Origin of the sequence: Lysinibacillus sp. NPDC097287, from assembly GCF_044761695.1 — a bacterium.
GTDB lineage: Bacteria > Bacillota > Bacilli > Bacillales_A > Planococcaceae > Lysinibacillus.
The window spans coordinates 327,379-343,110 of sequence record NZ_JBIWCX010000003.1; the positions used below are offsets into that span (position 1 = coordinate 327,379).

The 15,732-nt window shown below is 39.2% G+C and carries 18 protein-coding genes; 2 read left to right on the forward strand and 16 right to left on the reverse strand.

What is annotated here, in order from left to right; all coding sequences use genetic code 11:
- Nucleotides 1–150: 150 nt before the first annotated feature.
- On the forward strand, nucleotides 151–576 hold the full coding sequence (locus ACIQ2D_RS06915; RefSeq protein WP_402861427.1) for a YwpF family protein: 426 nt from the start codon (nucleotides 151–153) through the stop codon (nucleotides 574–576).
- Between the two features lie 103 nt (nucleotides 577–679).
- Nucleotides 680–1,654 carry a nuclease-related domain-containing protein gene (locus tag ACIQ2D_RS06920; RefSeq protein WP_402861430.1) on the forward strand — a complete coding sequence of 325 codons (975 nt, stop codon included), beginning with the start codon at nucleotides 680–682 and terminating at the stop codon, nucleotides 1,652–1,654.
- Between the two features lie 398 nt (nucleotides 1,655–2,052).
- Here the strand turns inward: ACIQ2D_RS06920 and ACIQ2D_RS06925 are convergent, their stop codons facing one another.
- The 16 genes from ACIQ2D_RS06925 to atpA all read right to left on the reverse strand — a co-directional run bounded on the left by ACIQ2D_RS06925 (nucleotide 2,053) and on the right by atpA (nucleotide 15,721).
- Nucleotides 2,053–2,430: a hypothetical protein gene (locus ACIQ2D_RS06925; RefSeq protein ID WP_402861433.1), complete on the reverse strand. Its 378-nt coding sequence runs from the start codon at nucleotides 2,428–2,430 to the stop codon at nucleotides 2,053–2,055.
- A gap of 116 nt (nucleotides 2,431–2,546) precedes the next feature.
- Nucleotides 2,547–2,930, reverse strand: coding sequence for a hypothetical protein (locus ACIQ2D_RS06930; protein ID WP_402861436.1), 384 nt, complete (start codon nucleotides 2,928–2,930; stop codon nucleotides 2,547–2,549).
- Between the two features lie 104 nt (nucleotides 2,931–3,034).
- Nucleotides 3,035–3,478, reverse strand: coding sequence for a 3-hydroxyacyl-ACP dehydratase FabZ (gene fabZ, locus ACIQ2D_RS06935; protein WP_402861439.1), 444 nt, complete (start codon nucleotides 3,476–3,478; stop codon nucleotides 3,035–3,037).
- Nucleotides 3,479–3,537: 59 nt separating this feature from the next.
- Nucleotides 3,538–3,822: a DNA-directed RNA polymerase subunit beta gene (locus ACIQ2D_RS06940; protein ID WP_402861442.1), complete on the reverse strand. Its 285-nt coding sequence runs from the start codon at nucleotides 3,820–3,822 to the stop codon at nucleotides 3,538–3,540.
- 181 nt (nucleotides 3,823–4,003) lie between these two features.
- Entirely contained in the window at nucleotides 4,004–4,843 is an 840-nt protein-coding gene (locus ACIQ2D_RS06945) for a flagellar hook-basal body protein (protein ID WP_402861445.1), read from the reverse strand.
- Between the two features lie 24 nt (nucleotides 4,844–4,867).
- Nucleotides 4,868–5,701 (reverse strand): flagellar hook-basal body protein, encoded by an 834-nt coding sequence (locus tag ACIQ2D_RS06950; protein ID WP_402861448.1) that lies wholly within the window; start codon nucleotides 5,699–5,701, stop codon nucleotides 4,868–4,870.
- A 121-nt stretch (nucleotides 5,702–5,822) separates the two neighbouring features.
- The gene (gene mreB, locus ACIQ2D_RS06955; RefSeq protein ID WP_402861451.1) at nucleotides 5,823–6,818 is read right to left on the reverse strand and encodes a rod shape-determining protein; all 996 of its coding nucleotides are present in this window, start codon (nucleotides 6,816–6,818) and stop codon (nucleotides 5,823–5,825) included.
- Nucleotides 6,819–7,016: 198 nt separating this feature from the next.
- Entirely contained in the window at nucleotides 7,017–7,277 is a 261-nt protein-coding gene (locus ACIQ2D_RS06960) for a sporulation transcriptional regulator SpoIIID (protein ID WP_010858004.1), read from the reverse strand.
- Between the two features lie 163 nt (nucleotides 7,278–7,440).
- Nucleotides 7,441–8,106, reverse strand: a complete 666-nt coding sequence (locus tag ACIQ2D_RS06965) for a peptidoglycan DD-metalloendopeptidase family protein (protein ID WP_402861454.1) — start codon at nucleotides 8,104–8,106, stop codon at nucleotides 7,441–7,443.
- Nucleotides 8,107–8,143: 37 nt separating this feature from the next.
- Nucleotides 8,144–9,088 (reverse strand): stage II sporulation protein D, encoded by a 945-nt coding sequence (gene spoIID, locus ACIQ2D_RS06970; protein ID WP_402861457.1) that lies wholly within the window; start codon nucleotides 9,086–9,088, stop codon nucleotides 8,144–8,146.
- Nucleotides 9,089–9,202: 114 nt separating this feature from the next.
- A complete protein-coding gene (murA, locus tag ACIQ2D_RS06975; RefSeq protein WP_402861460.1) occupies nucleotides 9,203–10,507 on the reverse strand; it encodes a UDP-N-acetylglucosamine 1-carboxyvinyltransferase in 1,305 nt (434 codons plus the stop codon).
- 525 nt (nucleotides 10,508–11,032) lie between these two features.
- A complete protein-coding gene (locus tag ACIQ2D_RS06980) occupies nucleotides 11,033–11,272 on the reverse strand; it encodes a DUF1146 family protein (RefSeq protein ID WP_402861463.1) in 240 nt (79 codons plus the stop codon).
- Nucleotides 11,273–11,405: 133 nt separating this feature from the next.
- A complete protein-coding gene (locus ACIQ2D_RS06985; RefSeq protein WP_402861466.1) occupies nucleotides 11,406–11,813 on the reverse strand; it encodes a F0F1 ATP synthase subunit epsilon in 408 nt (135 codons plus the stop codon).
- Between the two features lie 24 nt (nucleotides 11,814–11,837).
- Nucleotides 11,838–13,253 carry a F0F1 ATP synthase subunit beta gene (gene atpD, locus ACIQ2D_RS06990; protein WP_402861469.1) on the reverse strand — a complete coding sequence of 472 codons (1,416 nt, stop codon included), beginning with the start codon at nucleotides 13,251–13,253 and terminating at the stop codon, nucleotides 11,838–11,840.
- Between the two features lie 50 nt (nucleotides 13,254–13,303).
- A complete protein-coding gene (gene atpG / locus ACIQ2D_RS06995) occupies nucleotides 13,304–14,161 on the reverse strand; it encodes an ATP synthase F1 subunit gamma (RefSeq protein WP_402861471.1) in 858 nt (285 codons plus the stop codon).
- A gap of 51 nt (nucleotides 14,162–14,212) precedes the next feature.
- The gene (gene atpA, locus ACIQ2D_RS07000) at nucleotides 14,213–15,721 is read right to left on the reverse strand and encodes a F0F1 ATP synthase subunit alpha (protein ID WP_402861474.1); all 1,509 of its coding nucleotides are present in this window, start codon (nucleotides 15,719–15,721) and stop codon (nucleotides 14,213–14,215) included.
- Nucleotides 15,722–15,732: the final 11 nt, after the last annotated feature.

Consider the following 15,732-nt stretch of genomic DNA (forward strand, 5'->3'; position numbering starts at 1 on the left):
AATTTGATGCATTTTATTTCTTCTTATTTCGACATTATGTTTATCACATCCCTTAGGACTGTAATAGGCAAAGAACTTTCACGAAATATTAAATTTCGTATTTTTTTATATGTTATACTTAAGCCAATGATCGACTCAGGAGGACTCTTAATGAAAACATTTAAAATGCTTTCCTTCGACCTTGTCACTGAGGATGGTATGCAAAACTTCCCACTTGTCGATGGCATTGTGATTAATCAAGAAAACAGTCATCAATCTTGGATTCTTGAGCTGTTTATCTCTCAAAAATACCATTCTACTTTTAGCGAATTACTTGAAAAAAAGGCCGTCTTCGATGTTCGAGCTGTTATTTCATTTCCTGAAAATGACCCCGCTCCCTTTCGCGTTGCAGTCCATACTATTCAAGAAATCGGCGATAATTTATCCGTGCTTTTAAAAGGTACTTTAAAGACTAGACGTTCAAAATATGCTGAGCAATTACTTGCCGAGCTACTCTCTGAAGGTATTTCAGTTGAAGAATTACTTAATCGCTTCTCACACGATATGAAGATGCGCCCCAAACTTAAAAATGATTGATTTATGCTAATAACGACACGTTAAATTTACGTGTCGTTATTTTTTTTCTGGACAAGAAGGAAATATACTGTACAATTTGGTGTAAAAATCAGGGGGATTTTAAATGGAATTTGGTGTACGTCAAAAATCGTTAAAATTATTATGGCTGGAGGCCTTACAGCGACGGTTAGTAGAGGGAGATTGGGAAGCCGATTATTATGCTGAGCAATACCGAAGGCTAGATGCAGGCTTTGCTGGCGAAAAACGTGTGGACCGTGAATGGCAGGAAATAATATGCCCAAATACTTTTTTTATAATGCATAATTTAATATTCTACAATGCAGCAAATCATTCACACCAAGTCGATACCCTCTTTATTTGCAGTCATTTTATGTTGATTATTGAAATCAAAAACATTAGTGGTCGACTGGATTTCGATGAAACAACACATCAATGCACTCGCACAAAAGCTGATGGCGTAGTTGAGGGATTCCCTAACCCCATCACGCAAATTCAACGGCATGCTCAATTTTTTGATACTATTCCCCAAAAACGTTCTCTTCCCAGCGAATGCGCCATTATTTTCTCCAATCCATCTGCTATTATTGGCAGACATCCAAATACTATCCCTATATTACATGTGGCAGGACTTCAACAGCATCTTAATGCACTGTTCAAAAAATATCCAAACCCACATTTAACTGATGAATATGTAAATAATTTTGTACAAACATTGCGTGATCGACATCATCCACAAGTCGTACCTACTAAAATTGTCCCTTCCCGATTTCGTCATGGTGTTCTCTGCCCAAATTGTCGGTATAAACGTCAAATGGTGCATCTTCGCGGTACTTGGTCATGCCCTAGTTGCAACTATAAAAGTGCTGCAATTTTTGCTGAAGCATTGCATGACTACAGATTATTAATTGGGCCTACTATTACAAACCGACAACTACGTGCATTTTTCGGTATTAATTCTAGCGATGTTGCAACTCGCCTATTGAAAAAATTTCAATTTTCTAGTACGGGTACTTATAAAAATCGCGTATACTTTTTACCCGACAACCTTCTTGAGTATATGAAAACTTTTTATGAATGATTTTGAGGGTATTTCTTTTCTTCGAGCGTATTTACACCGGTTTCGCGGGTTTTTCTTCTCACCAAGCGTATTCACAACGGTTCCGCGGGTTTTCACTTTCTCTCCGAGCGTATTCACAACGGTTTCGCGGGTTTTTCTTCTCACCAAGCGTATTCACAACGGTTCCGCGGGTTTTCACTTTCTCTCCGAGCGTATTTACAACGGTTCCGTGGGTTTTCACTTTCTCTCCGAGCGTATTTACAACGGTTCCGCGGGTTTTTACTTTCTATCCGAGCGTATTCACAACGGTTCCGCGGGTTTTCACTTTCTCTCCGAGCGTATTTTTAAATAACAACAAAAGAGTGACTCCAGCTAATGGAATCACTCTTCAATCTCTAACGTGTATTTACATTTTCACGTTAACGTACTACTTTTTCTTCAACTACGTCTTCTTTAATAACATCATTAGTACCATTCACATTTGGATTTCTTACTTCTGGAACGACACCATTTTCATTAACAGTACCATTATTATTGACACCATTTTCGTTTACAGCGCCATTGTTATTGACACCATTATCGTTTACAGTACCATTTTTATCGACACCATTTACATCACGATCATAGGTGTCATTATTTGTGTCTGGAGTTACGGCATCCTCCACATCATCTACGCCTTGACGAATGTCATTGCCTAAATCATTCATTGGGGTTTCTTCGTTTGCTTTATCTCCCCAGTTACAGCCACCCAACAACATGGTAGCCAGAATCATTGTGAAAAGTGGAATTTTCCACATAAAAAAACCTCCTTTCTCCTTTATGTTCTATGTCACACAATACAAATGGATGTGTATTTGTGATCTAACATAGATTGCCCGAGAAAAGAGGGAACTATCCGATTTTCTTTGAAAAACTATTTTTGTTTTTCTTTTAAAAGCTGTTCGATATAAGCTGCTTCTGCTTTACAAGCGTAGCTATAATCTGTACCTAGCTCTTTTTGCAGTGCCTCAATTGTTTCGATTTGTTTCGCTGTCGGTTCTTCATTTAAAATTTTTGCAATTACCTCGTCAATTTTTCTCGCCATCTCTTCATGGAATTCCGAACTCATTAAAATTTCAGTTGGAATTTTTTCTACCCAAGCTGCATTCTCTTTGAAATATGCTTGCCAGCTTGCAATGAAGTCCTCCATTGAAAAGCGTTCGCCATCCCAACCAATACTTGCTAAGTACGATTCAAAAGATGTAGAAATTGAACGTGTAATGCTAATTTTAACCCCTGAAGACAATTGCTTATACATCTAATATAATCCTCCTACATTTTAAAGCCTCAAATTACCTATAATTATCAATACCGAAATTCTTTAACCTTACCATTTTATATCCTATATCCTATAAATGCAAATTAACTCTGTTTCGGTTGTTCAGGTCCAATCGCAAATAAAATATCCACTTCACACGCAAGTTCACCGTCTACAGTTGCAATGCCATGACCTTTTCCCATAGAACCACGTAATTTAACAAATTCTACTTCTAATCGAAGCTGATCACCTGGCACAACTTGACGTTTGATACGACAATTATCAATACCTGTTAAAAATACGATTCGTCCTTTAAACTGTTCTGCATTTAATAACGCAACACCACCGACTTGTGCAAGTGCCTCTACCATTAATACACCCGGCATGACAGGGTAGCCTGGAAAATGCCCATTAAAAAATTCTTCGTTTATCGATACATTTTTTAAACCAACTGCACGTTTACCTTCTTCTAATTCCAAAATACGATCCACTAATAAAAACGGATAGCGATGCGGTAAAATTGCTTGAATTTGCTCTACTGTTAACATTCCTTTTCCCCCTAAAAGTATGTATTGATGTGAAAAGAAAAGTATGGTAAAGAATATCGCTATTCTTTACCATTCATTATGTCAAAAATATGCTGCCATGTTCCTGCTTTTAGGACATCCATTGCTTTTCCTTCACCAATCACGCTATAACCAACCATCGCACCTACTACAGCAGCAACCACAACTACAATAAGAACAATTACGACACGTAACCAAATCGGAATTAATCGTATTTGCACCCATCGAACTTCCTGTTGCTCGCCATTCGAACGACTTTTCTTCTCTTCTGATGGCGTATCAGTTGTACGTGTCGGTACTGAACGGCGACGTGAAATCTTTGTCATAAATTGTACTCCTTCATACTTAATCAATTACGCCTTTGCGTAATTGCATCCAGATTTTGAATTGTGCTCGCACAATTAACTCCTTTCAAAATCTGTGATATCCGTCGGAGACTTTAGCATGATTCCAGTGGATGTTTATTCACCACTGGAATCATGCTAAACGTGAAAAAATGAGCACAGCTTATCGGATACCATTTATTAGCCCTAACATTTGGTCTGCTAGTGTCACAGATCTCGCATTAAACTGATAAGAACGCTGCGTTTGAATTAAGTCTGTCATCTCTTTGGATAAGTCCACGTTAGACATTTCAAGCATACCACTTTGTAAGCCAATTTGCTGACGATTTGCTCCCTGCATATCCATCAGCACTTCCGCTTCTGTAAATCCAAGCTCTGCTAGATTATTCGGTAAACCTACATATGTACCAGAAATATGCTCCATCACCTGAGGTTTTTGGAATTCTGTCACTGCTAGATCTGTACGAATAACATCTCCATTTGCATACGTTGCTTCTAATGTACCACCTTCACGTATAGCAAATCCAGTTACATTTTCAGGAAGTGTAATAGCTTGTCCTGTCGCATCAGCAACTGGATAACCATCTGCATTAACAACCATCACTGTACCATTATTTAATGGAGATACGTAGAAATCACCTTGACGTGTATATACCGTTTGTGTTCCGTTTTCACCGTTCGGCATTAACACATTAAAGTATTGCTTTGGCTTATTAAAAGCGAAATCTAGATCGCGATCTGTCTTTTGTAATGAACCTTGTTTATGATTTGTTTGAATTTGACCAATCTTTGCTCCGGCACCATAACGGATACCAACAGGCGTTTGACGCTGAGCAGGGTCTAATTTATCGTTGTTGAATTGCTGATACAACAATTCATTAAAAGTCGATTCCTTTGTTTTATAGCCATGTGTATTACTGTTAGCAATATTATTACTTATCGTATCAAGCTTACTTTGCAATTGCCCCATTGTGTTAGTTGCGGTAATCATTGTACGTAGCATTCGAAAACGCCTCCCTATCGCTTATTATATTTTCCCGATTTCGTTTACAGCCTTTTCCATGCTACGGTCATATGCTTGCAAGACTTTCTGGTTGGCCTCAAATGCACGGTATGCCGTCATTAAATCCGTCATCGTTCGTGAAGAATCCACATTGGAGCCTTCTAAAAAATTTTGACGTAGTGTAAAGTTTACACCATCTGTACCGTAAGCAGTTGGTAAATCTCCACCATCTTGCATACGTAGTATACCATTATCTTGCTTCTGTAGCAGGTTCGGGTTCGCTGCATACGACACCCCAACACGTGCCACTTGTTGATTATTCACGTAAATGGCACCATCTTGATCTAATTGGAAATCATCATTCTGTAATTGAATACGTTGCCCTGCATCGGATAACACATATAGACCTTGTGCATTCACTAAATAACCTTGGCCATCTAAAGTAAAGTTCCCATTGCGTGTATAGGCTTCGCCACCTTCAGGATGCTCTAAGCGGAAGAAAATCGAACCAGTTACGCCATCTTCATTTTGCGGTAAATAGCCATCGATTAACGCCATATCCGTTGTTAAATCGGTGCTATAGATTTGACCTTGTACATAGTTTGGTAACGTTTCTTGCATATAAACACCTGTATTTAACGCACCGACTTGATTCATATATTGCGCACCAGCTTGTTGGTTTGCAGGTGCATTTGTTTTTCCAACACTGGACAACAACATATCTGGGAATGACCGAATTGAAGACTGATCTGCTTTAAAGCCTGGAGTATTGGCATTGGCCAAGTTATTGGATAGTAATTCTGTTCTTCTTTGTTGAGCTATCATACCTGTTGCTACTGTATAAAACCCTTTAAACATAGGAATCACCTCGTCTTATTTTTTCGTATGTCTAGACAAATGCGCCATCCTTCTCAAGGTCACTACAAATCCTCAAGTAATCATTGCTTGGCAAAGCTAGACGGGCTCATTAGACTATTTCTTATAAAGCTGTAGGTGCACGATCAATATTTTCAAGCATAATGCCTGTACCAATTGCCACACAGTCCATTGGGTGCTCTGCAATAAAAACAGGTACCTTTAACTCTTCAATTAGTAATTGGTCTACACCGTGAAGTAATGCGCCACCACCGGTAATGATGACACCACGATCGATGATATCTGCCGATAGTTCTGGTGGAGTCTTTTCTAGTACGTTTTTTGCTGATTGCACAATCATAGCAACCGATTCATGTAGAGCACGCTCAATTTCATCTGAATGAATACTAATTGTACGAGGTAGCCCCGTCACCATATCGCGACCTCGGATATCCATAGAATCGTTGCGGCCACCCTTAAATACAGTACCTATCGTCATTTTAATCGCTTCAGCTGTACGCTCACCAATAAGTAATTTATATTCTTTTTTAATATATTGTAAAATATCATTATCAAATACGTCACCAGCTACTTTAATGGATTCACTTGTGACGATATCGCCCATTGATAGCACAGCAACATCTGTTGTACCACCGCCGATATCAACAACCATATTGCCGCTCGGTTGGAAAATATCCATACCTGCACCAATGGCAGCTACCTTTGGTTCTTCCTCTAAGTATACTTTTTTACCACCAGACTTTTCAGCTGCTTCACGAATGGCTTTTTGCTCGACACTCGTAATATTTGTTGGACAACATATTAAAATACGTGGCTTCGTAAAAAAGCCCTTTAAATCTAATTTATTTATAAAGTGTCTTAACATTGCTTCTGTTACATCAAAATCAGCAATGACCCCATCTCGTAATGGACGAATAGCTATAATATTACCAGGAGTACGCCCTACCATTTGGCGAGCCTCTTCCCCCACAGCTAGTACTTTATTTGTTTTTTTATCAATTGCCACCACAGATGGTTCATTTAGGACAATCCCTTTACCTTTTACGTGGATTAATACGTTCGCGGTTCCTAAGTCTATGCCAATATCTTTTGAAAACATTCAATTTTCTCCTTCCCACCAGTTCCAACTACATAACGTTCGAGTTTATCTATTTATCTAGAATATTTTATCATAAGCCATTGGTAATTTCACCTAAATTCCGAGGAAGATATTTACTATGTAAAAAGTTTTATACCATTTTTCCTATATTATATCCAAAGTGATTTAAGATATTAAAAAAACTAAAAAAAGAACGAATCATTCTTGACTCGCTCTTTCCTTCCATTTGTTCTTCGTTGCCTCTCCTCCACGAATATGGCGTACGGCCTTGTGGTAGGCAAGAATTTCTTTTACTTGCTCGGCTAATCCTTCGTGAATTGTTGGTAATCGTTCCGTCAGATCTTTGTGTACCGTACTTTTCGAATAACCTGTCATTTTCGCGAGGACACGCACAGTTTCACGCGTCTCAATCAATAATTCACCGAGGCGAATGCAGCGCTTCCGAATGTGCTCGTGCACGTTCTTCGTCCTTTCCACAAAATTTCACAAAATGGCTTGGGCATCTGAAGCTCGCCTGCGCATTTCTTCACCTTATGTAAGGATAAAGCTATTCAGAACAAAAATTGCATTTTACGAGTAAATTCGCCTTGGTGTCTTTTTGATATCGGCCGAGAATTCCCCTCTATTCTGAGGGTGTAAAGCCTAACAATTTTTTAGGATTAACATAGGCTCCATTATCTAGCACCTCAAAGTGCATATGATTGCCTGCAGTCGGATTCCATTGGTTATCTGTTGAAGTAGCGATCTGTTGTCCTTGCGTTATCTGATCACCCGTTTTGACTACAATGTCTTTCACAGAACTATAATGTGTTTGCATTCCATTTGGATGCTCAAGCATAATTTTATTACCAGTAAACTCATCTAGCTTTACTTCTAGTACTTTACCACTCATCGCAGCTACAACTTCAAACTCTTCACCATTCATCGCAAGTGATACACCTGAAGATGTTTTAAATGTTTGATTAAATACCATTAAGGCCTTTTCACGCGATTTCGGATCAGCTTCTACATCATAAAACTCTTGTAAAACTTGCACTTTATCCAGATTCGCTTCCTTGAATGGATACTTCATCGTTTCTGTACGTGCATTTGTTTCCACAACTGGGCCTGGTTCTACTTGTGCTAAATCTGGTTGTGGTGCCTCTTCAACTTTCGTTACGAGTGTACTATAACCGAATAACATCGCTGCCAACATTACAGCGCCTCCAGCATACACAGCTGGCCAAAACCATGGTTTCTTCTGCCATTGTCCTTTTTGAGAAGGTTGACTATTTTTGTCTTCTCTCATTTTCATCACCTCTAGTTGCAGTGTAAACAACTAGTGATTATTTTAAACATGCATCTATTTTTTTTATCTCTATTTGTTGATAATAATAGTGTAAAATCTCTTCGGCTGTCTTTCCTGAACTTGCCATGGCTTCTGCGCCGTACTGGCTCATCCCTACTCCATGACCATAACCTTTTGTTGTAACTTGCACTTTTTGAGTATCCATATTAAATGAAAACTCAAAATCTGTTGAAGGAAGTTGTAATAGTGTTCTAACCTCTCGACCTGTCCATACATCATTTCCTATTAGAAGCTTTTCCACACGTCCAGAAGCATTTAAAGCAAGCTGTACGCGCTTAAAATCCTTAGGCTGCCACTTTATATCCCATAAGGCATTCCATTCGTCTAATGACCATTCTTGCATTGCCATGAATTTCGGAGACTTCTGATCAGACATACTCGCAACACTTTGCAAATATGCTAACTCATTGCCACTATACCCATAAGCACTTTCTGTTTTCCCATTACTTGTGGAATGAAACATGGCAGTAATTAATTCTTCATTATAGAGTAGTACTTGTCCTTTCGTTTCTTCAATAGCTTCGACAATTTTCTGCTCATTTCCCAGGAAATCTGAATTCCAATTGCTCTTTCTCTTTGTTTCATCATAATAAACCTGTCTAGCTACAGTTGGAGCAATTGCCTTCTCTCCATAATTTGTCGTTTTTAGTGCGTAAGTACGTGCAGCAATGGCCTGTGCCTTTAATGCTTCTTTATGAAAGGAAACTGGCATTTCAGCTGCTACAACACCCGTAATGTATGTTTCAATGGGAATCTTTTCCGATTGACCTTCTACCTCAATTAATATCTTGCAGTCAGGATCTTGTGCCTTTTGAGCCTTTTGAGGGCTCTCTTCTCCTCGTTTCTCACTAAATGCCACAGGTAGTGCATATAATGCACCTACCAAACAAAAAACGCCAATTGTCATTAACCATTTTTTCATAAGAGATAATATGCTTTTTTTTCCCAACATATGCGCAATCATCTAGTGTATATAAAAAAACCTCTACTAGATATATATGTAGAGGTTTACGCTATTGCAATATTACATTGCTATTTAAATAGTTGTTTGTGTAGTTTTCCCTGTTGCAACTTCAAGTGTTGCGACACGTTCAATGTCCGCACCTAGTGAAGCTAACTTTCCATGGAAGTTCACGTAACCACGGTCTAAATGATGTAGCTTCGTCACACGTGTAATTCCTTCAGACACAAGACCTGCCAGTATAAGTGCTGCTGCTGCGCGCAAATCCGTCGCTGCGACTTCAGCACCTTGTAGTTCTGTTGGACCTTCAATAAACACAGAGCGTCCTTCAATTTTCGAACTTGCATTCATACGTCTGAATTCTTCTACATGCATAAACCGATTTTCAAACACAGTTTCTGTAATAATACCAGTGCCCTCAGCTGTTAACAATAATGCCATCATTTGAGACTGCATATCTGTTGGGAAACCTGGATGAGGCATTGTTTTAATATCTACAGCTTTTAAAGTTTTTGATACGCTTACTCGCAATCCTTCGTCTAATTCCGTAATTTCAACGCCCATTTCACGCATTTTAGCAATTAATGCCGTCATATGCTCTGGCACAGCATTTTCAATCGTCACATCGCCCTTTGTAATTGCTGCAGCCACCATAAATGTTCCAGCTTCAATACGATCAGGAATAATGTAATGCTCCGTACCATACAATGTGTCAACGCCTTCAATACGAATCGTATTTGTACCCGCACCAATGACACGGCCACCCATACCATTAATAAAATTAGCAAGATCTACAATCTCAGGCTCTTTCGCTGCGTTTTCAATAATTGTCGTACCTTTCGCTAATGCAGCAGCCGTCATAATATTTTCAGTTGCACCTACACTTGGGAAATCTAGATATACATTTGCTCCCTGTAAACGGTCTTCTACCTTCGCTTCTACATAGCCATGTCCAAATGAAATTTTCGCACCCATTGCTTCGAAACCTTTTAAATGTAATTCAATAGGACGAGAACCAATTGCACAACCACCTGGTAATGCTACACGTGCATACCCATTACGTGCAAGTAGCGAGCCCATTACTAAAATAGATGCACGCATCTTACTTACATATTCAAACTGTGCTTCACTTGAAAGTTCTTTTGATGCATCAATATATACTTCATTCGCTTCTGGAATATATGTTACGTCTGCATTTAAACTTTTAAGCACTTCGTTAATTGTATAGACATCTGCTAAATTTGGGACTTCTTTAATTACATTCTCTCCTTTAGAAGCAAGCAATGCTGCTGCTAGGATCGGTAAAACTGCATTTTTAGCGCCTTCTACACGCACTGTTCCGTGTAACTTTTGACCGCCAGTCACAATAATTTTATCCACCGTACGTCCCTCCGAATTCAATTTCTCAACCTATGAAAATCTTATTTATCATAAGATGTATAATGTCATTTTTAGTAAACAAACAAATTTATAATACAACTTTTTGCACGCTCGTTCAAGCGCCCAAATCACTATTTTAAGTCATTTTTTAATATATTGCTATTTATTTATTGTACGCACGTACTCATTTTTTTGTGAATGTCCAAATAAAAGGAACAAATGTATTAATTTTTATCCTCACCACCACTTAGTTAAAATAGAATTTCATACAATTTCTATTAGAATATTACTATGTGCTTTATAGGGCCACACAGCATTTCTGTGTAGCCCTACAAAACATGTAATACTTAAAACAATTACGCATTGGCGCAATTGTACCTAACGCTTCGCTTTCGCACGAAAAAGATTGTGAAAATCGCCGAATGCTTTGATATGATTCAACCAGGTTTGAACCTGACACTATGCTTTCAGTACAAAAACATTAATACGCCCCTGCATATTTGGCTAAAAAATTGCCGAATCATTTTAAAACAAGTACTGAAGTTGCCCAGACCAACCTGAAATCTGCAAGAAAAAATTCGACACGCCAGTGCCAATTGCAATACTGAGCAAAATATAGATCAGCTGTATTTGAAATACTTTATTTCTTTTAAATAATTTCTCTACCATGAAGGCTTGCAAAGCGTAAAAAGTAATAGCAATAAAAAATATATGCGAGAAAATGCCGATTAAAGCCTCTTGCCCTACTGCTTCATAAATTTCCACGTAATTTCCTCCATTTCGGTCCTTAATCATATACACCCAAAGGTAATCGTTACTGTCATTACCGCTTTTAATACATAACCAAGATTCATCCATTAAAAAACGGGCAGATCAAATCTGCCCGTTAAAAATTGAATTAGATATTACCCTCACGAACGTTGATACGATTCAACGCACGTTTTAGAGCTAGCTCAGCGCGTTGGAAATCAATGTCATCTTGCTTCTTTTGAAGACGTCCTTCAGCGCGTGTTAACGCCTCTTTTGCACGAGCAAGATCGATATCAGAAGCTGCTTCAGCAGAAGGAGCTAAGATAGAAATCTTCTCTGGACGAACTTCAACGAAACCGCCACTTACAGCTACAAATTCAGTTGAACCATCTTCCTTTTTAAGCTTCACTGCACCAATAGCAAGTGGAGCCACCATAGGAATATGGCCTGCAAGAACACCAATTTCACCTGAAGTTGTTTTAGCGATAACCATTGTTACCTCAGAATCGTATACTGGGCCGTCGGGAGTGACAATATTGACTGTTACTGTCTTCATATTTTTTCCTCCTCGTCCCTAGTATTAAACCTCTACGCCCATGCTTTTCGCTTTTTCAACTACTTCGTCAATTGATCCAACTAGACGGAAAGCATCTTCTGGTAAGTGATCCCATTTGCCATCAAGGATTTCCTTGAATGAACGAACAGTTTCTTTTACAGGTACATAAGAACCTTTTTGACCAGTAAATTGTTCCGCAACGTGGAAGTTTTGAGATAAGAAGAATTGAATACGACGAGCACGTTCTACTGTTTGTTTATCTTCATCAGATAACTCATCCATACCTAAGATAGCAATGATATCTTGTAATTCACGGTAACGTTGGATTGTACGTTGTACACCAGTAGCTACTGCGTAGTGCTCTGCGCCTACGATTTCAGGTGATAATGCACGAGAAGTCGAAGCTAATGGGTCAACCGCAGGGTAGATACCCATTTCAGATAATTTACGCTCAAGGTTAGTTGTTGCATCTAAGTGGGCGAAAGTTGTAGCTGGAGCCGGGTCAGTATAGTCATCGGCTGGTACGTAAATCGCTTGGATAGAAGTTACAGAACCTTTGTTAGTAGATGTGATACGCTCTTGTAATTTACCCATTTCAGTAGCAAGTGTTGGTTGGTAACCTACCGCAGAAGGCATACGACCTAATAGGGCAGAAACCTCAGAACCTGCTTGTGTGAAACGGAAGATATTGTCGATGAATAAAAGTACGTCTGCACCTTGCTCATCACGGAAGTATTCCGCCATTGTAAGACCAGTTAAAGCTACACGCATACGTGCACCTGGTGGCTCGTTCATTTGACCGAATACCATCGCAGTTTGCTTAATAACGCCTGAATCGCTCATTTCGAAGAATAAGTCGTTCCCTTCACGAGTACGCTCACCTACACCAGCGAATACAGAGATACCTGAGTGCTCTTGTGCAATGTTATTGATTAATTCTTGGATTAATACAGTTTTACCTACACCGGCACCACCGAATAGACCGATTTTACCACCTTTGATGTATGGTGCTAATAAGTCTACTACTTTGATACCTGTTTCAAGGATTTCTACTGTAGTTGAAAGTTCATCGAAAGTTGGAGCTTCGCGGTGAATTGAATCACGACGAGCATCAACAGGAATCTCTTCACCTAAGTCGATTACTTCTCCTAGTACGTTAAATACGCGACCTAGAGTAGCTTCACCAACTGGTACTGAGATAGCTTTTCCTGAGTCTGTTACTTCTGCTCCACGTTGTAAGCCATCAGTAGATGACATTGCAATTGTACGAACAGAATCATCACCTAAATGAAGTGCAACTTCTAATGTTAAAGTTGTTGCTTCTTCATTCGGACGTGCAATCTTAACAGTTAATGCGTTATAGATTGCTGGTAATTGGCCGTTGCTGAATTTTACGTCAACAACTGGACCCATTACTTGTTGAACGTGTCCTTTATTCATTACTGTGTACCCTCCTATCGTATTCTTATACGACATTGGGAAGCTTTAGCCTATTCTAAGGCTGCAGCTCCACCAACGATTTCTGTAATTTCTTGTGTAATAGCCGCTTGACGTGCACGGTTGTATTGCAATGATAGATCTGAAATAAGATCAGAAGCATTATCTGTTGCATTTTTCATAGCCGTCATACGAGAAGCATGTTCACTTGCTTTTCCGTCTAAGATTGCGCCGTATACTAAGCTTTCCGCATATTGTGGAAGTAGTACTTCAAGAATTGCTTCACCAGATGGCTCGAATTCATAAGAAGCATTTGTGCTAGCAGGTGCGATATCAGTTAACGGAAGAAGTTTTTTCTCTGTCACATCGTTTTGAATAGCACTTACGAAGTGATTATAGTACATATAAAGTTCATCATATGTACCATCAATGAACATACCAACAGCATTACGAGCGATTTCTTTAATATCAGCGAATGTAGGTTGGTCTGGTAGAGCAACAACACTGCTAACAACATTATGATCACGTTTTACAAAGTAATCACGAACAACACGACCTACTGCTAAAATCACGTATTCGTCTTTTGATTTATGACGCTCGTTAATTGTACGTTGTACTTGGCGAAGGATGCTTGAGTTATAAGCCCCTGCTAGACCACGGTCAGAACCAATGACTAAGTAAGCTGTCTTCTTTACAGGTCGAGTTGTTAACATTGGATGCCCACTGTCTTTCGAACCTGCTGCGATAGAGCCAACTACGTCCTGGATTTTTTCCATGTAAGGAACGTACGCTTTAGCATTTTGCTCTGCACGACGTAGTTTCGAAGAAGAAACCATCTGCATCGCTTTCGTAATTTGTCTCGTACTCTTTGTAGAATTAATACGACCTTTTATTTCGCGTAAGTTTACCACTGGTATTTCACCACCTTTTGTTTTTTAATCGAGATTCAACTAACTTTGAACTTATTCAGATTTAGCGAAAGTTTTTTTGAAAGCATTGATTGCTGCTTCATACTCAGCGTCTGATGCAAGTTCTTTAGTAGTACGAACGTGATCTAAAACGTTAGTGTGGTTTGTATCTAACCAGCTTAAGAATTCACGCTCAAAACGAACGATGTCTTGTACTGGGATATCATCTAAATAACCTTTAGTTAATGCATAAAGGATAGCAACTTGTTTTTCAACTTTAAGTGGTTTGTTAAGGTCTTGTTTAAGAACTTCAACCGTACGTTTACCACGCTCAAGTTTAGCAAGTGTAATTTTATCTAAATCTGAACCGAATTGAGCAAATGATTCAAGTTCACGGAAAGCAGCTAAGTCAAGACGTAGTGTACCCGCAACTTTTTTCATTGCTTTAATTTGAGCAGATCCACCAACACGTGATACAGAAAGACCGGCGTTAATCGCTGGACGTACACCCGAGTTGAATAAGTCAGATTGTAAGAAGATTTGTCCATCAGTAATTGAGATTACGTTAGTTGGGATGTATGCAGAGATATCCCCAGCTTGTGTCTCAACGAATGGAAGAGCTGTAATTGAACCGTTTTGATACGTTTCATTTAACTTAGCAGCACGTTCAAGTAAGCGGCTGTGTAAGTAGAAAACGTCACCAGGATAAGCTTCACGACCTGGAGGACGCTTAAGAAGAAGTGAAAGTTCACGGTAAGCTGATGCTTGTTTAGAAAGATCATCATACACGATTAATACGTGTTTACCTTGTAACATGAATTCTTCTGCCATAGATACACCTGCAAATGGTGCTAGGTATAATAATGGTGCTGGTTGAGATGCAGCTGCAGTTACAACGATTGTGTAATCTAATGCACCGTGCTTACGTAAAGTTTCAACTACGTTACGTACAGTTGATTCTTTTTGCCCGATAGCAACATAGATACAAATCATGTTTTCGCCAGCTTGGTTTAAGATAGTATCGATCGCTACAGAAGTTTTACCTACTTGACGGTCACCGATGATTAATTCACGTTGACCACGACCGATTGGTACTAAAGCGTCAATCGCTTTGATACCTGTTTGTAATGGTTCGTGTACTGATTTACGAGCCATTACACCGAAAGCTGGGCTTTCGATTGGACGAGATTTTTTAGCGTTGATAGGACCTTGTCCATCCACTGGTTGACCAAGTGGGTTTACAACACGACCAATTAGTTCTTCACCAACTGGTACTTCCATAATACGACCTGTACGACGAACTTCATCGCCTTCTTTGATGTCTGTGTATGGACCTAGAATAACGATACCTACGTTACCTTCTTCTAAGTTTTGAGCCATACCCATAACACCGTTAGAGAACTCTAAAAGCTCTCCAGCCATGGCGTTGTCGAGGCCATGAGCAAGAGCGATACCGTCACCAATACGGATAACTGTACCAACTTCGCTTACTTTAAGCTCAGATTCGTAATTTTCAATCTGTTGTTTGATCAGCACGCTGATTTCTTCAGCTTTGATGCCCATGTAGTGTCACC

Excerpts from the sequence above, each read along its gene's own strand:
- ACIQ2D_RS06950 (WP_402861448.1), bottom strand. The coding sequence starts at position 5,701 with ATGTTTAAAGGGTTTTATACAGTAGCAACAGGTATGATAGCTCAACAA.
- ACIQ2D_RS06940 (WP_402861442.1), bottom strand. The coding sequence starts at position 3,822 with ATGACAAAGATTTCACGTCGCCGTTCAGTACCGACACGTACAACTGAT.
- fabZ (WP_402861439.1), bottom strand. The coding sequence starts at position 3,478 with ATGTTAACAGTAGAGCAAATTCAAGCAATTTTACCGCATCGCTATCCG.
- atpD (WP_402861469.1), bottom strand. The coding sequence starts at position 13,253 with ATGAATAAAGGACACGTTCAACAAGTAATGGGTCCAGTTGTTGACGTA.
- mreB (WP_402861451.1), bottom strand. The coding sequence starts at position 6,818 with ATGTTTTCAAAAGATATTGGCATAGACTTAGGAACCGCGAACGTATTA.
- ACIQ2D_RS06920 (WP_402861430.1), top strand. The coding sequence starts at position 680 with ATGGAATTTGGTGTACGTCAAAAATCGTTAAAATTATTATGGCTGGAG.
- spoIID (WP_402861457.1), bottom strand. The coding sequence starts at position 9,088 with ATGAAAAAATGGTTAATGACAATTGGCGTTTTTTGTTTGGTAGGTGCA.
- ACIQ2D_RS06985 (WP_402861466.1), bottom strand. The coding sequence starts at position 11,813 with ATGAAGACAGTAACAGTCAATATTGTCACTCCCGACGGCCCAGTATAC.
- ACIQ2D_RS06945 (WP_402861445.1), bottom strand. The coding sequence starts at position 4,843 with ATGCTACGTACAATGATTACCGCAACTAACACAATGGGGCAATTGCAA.
- ACIQ2D_RS06930 (WP_402861436.1), bottom strand. The coding sequence starts at position 2,930 with ATGTATAAGCAATTGTCTTCAGGGGTTAAAATTAGCATTACACGTTCA.
- ACIQ2D_RS06915 (WP_402861427.1), top strand. The coding sequence starts at position 151 with ATGAAAACATTTAAAATGCTTTCCTTCGACCTTGTCACTGAGGATGGT.
- ACIQ2D_RS06925 (WP_402861433.1), bottom strand. The coding sequence starts at position 2,430 with ATGTGGAAAATTCCACTTTTCACAATGATTCTGGCTACCATGTTGTTG.
- atpA (WP_402861474.1), bottom strand. The coding sequence starts at position 15,721 with ATGGGCATCAAAGCTGAAGAAATCAGCGTGCTGATCAAACAACAGATT.
- ACIQ2D_RS06965 (WP_402861454.1), bottom strand. The coding sequence starts at position 8,106 with ATGAGAGAAGACAAAAATAGTCAACCTTCTCAAAAAGGACAATGGCAG.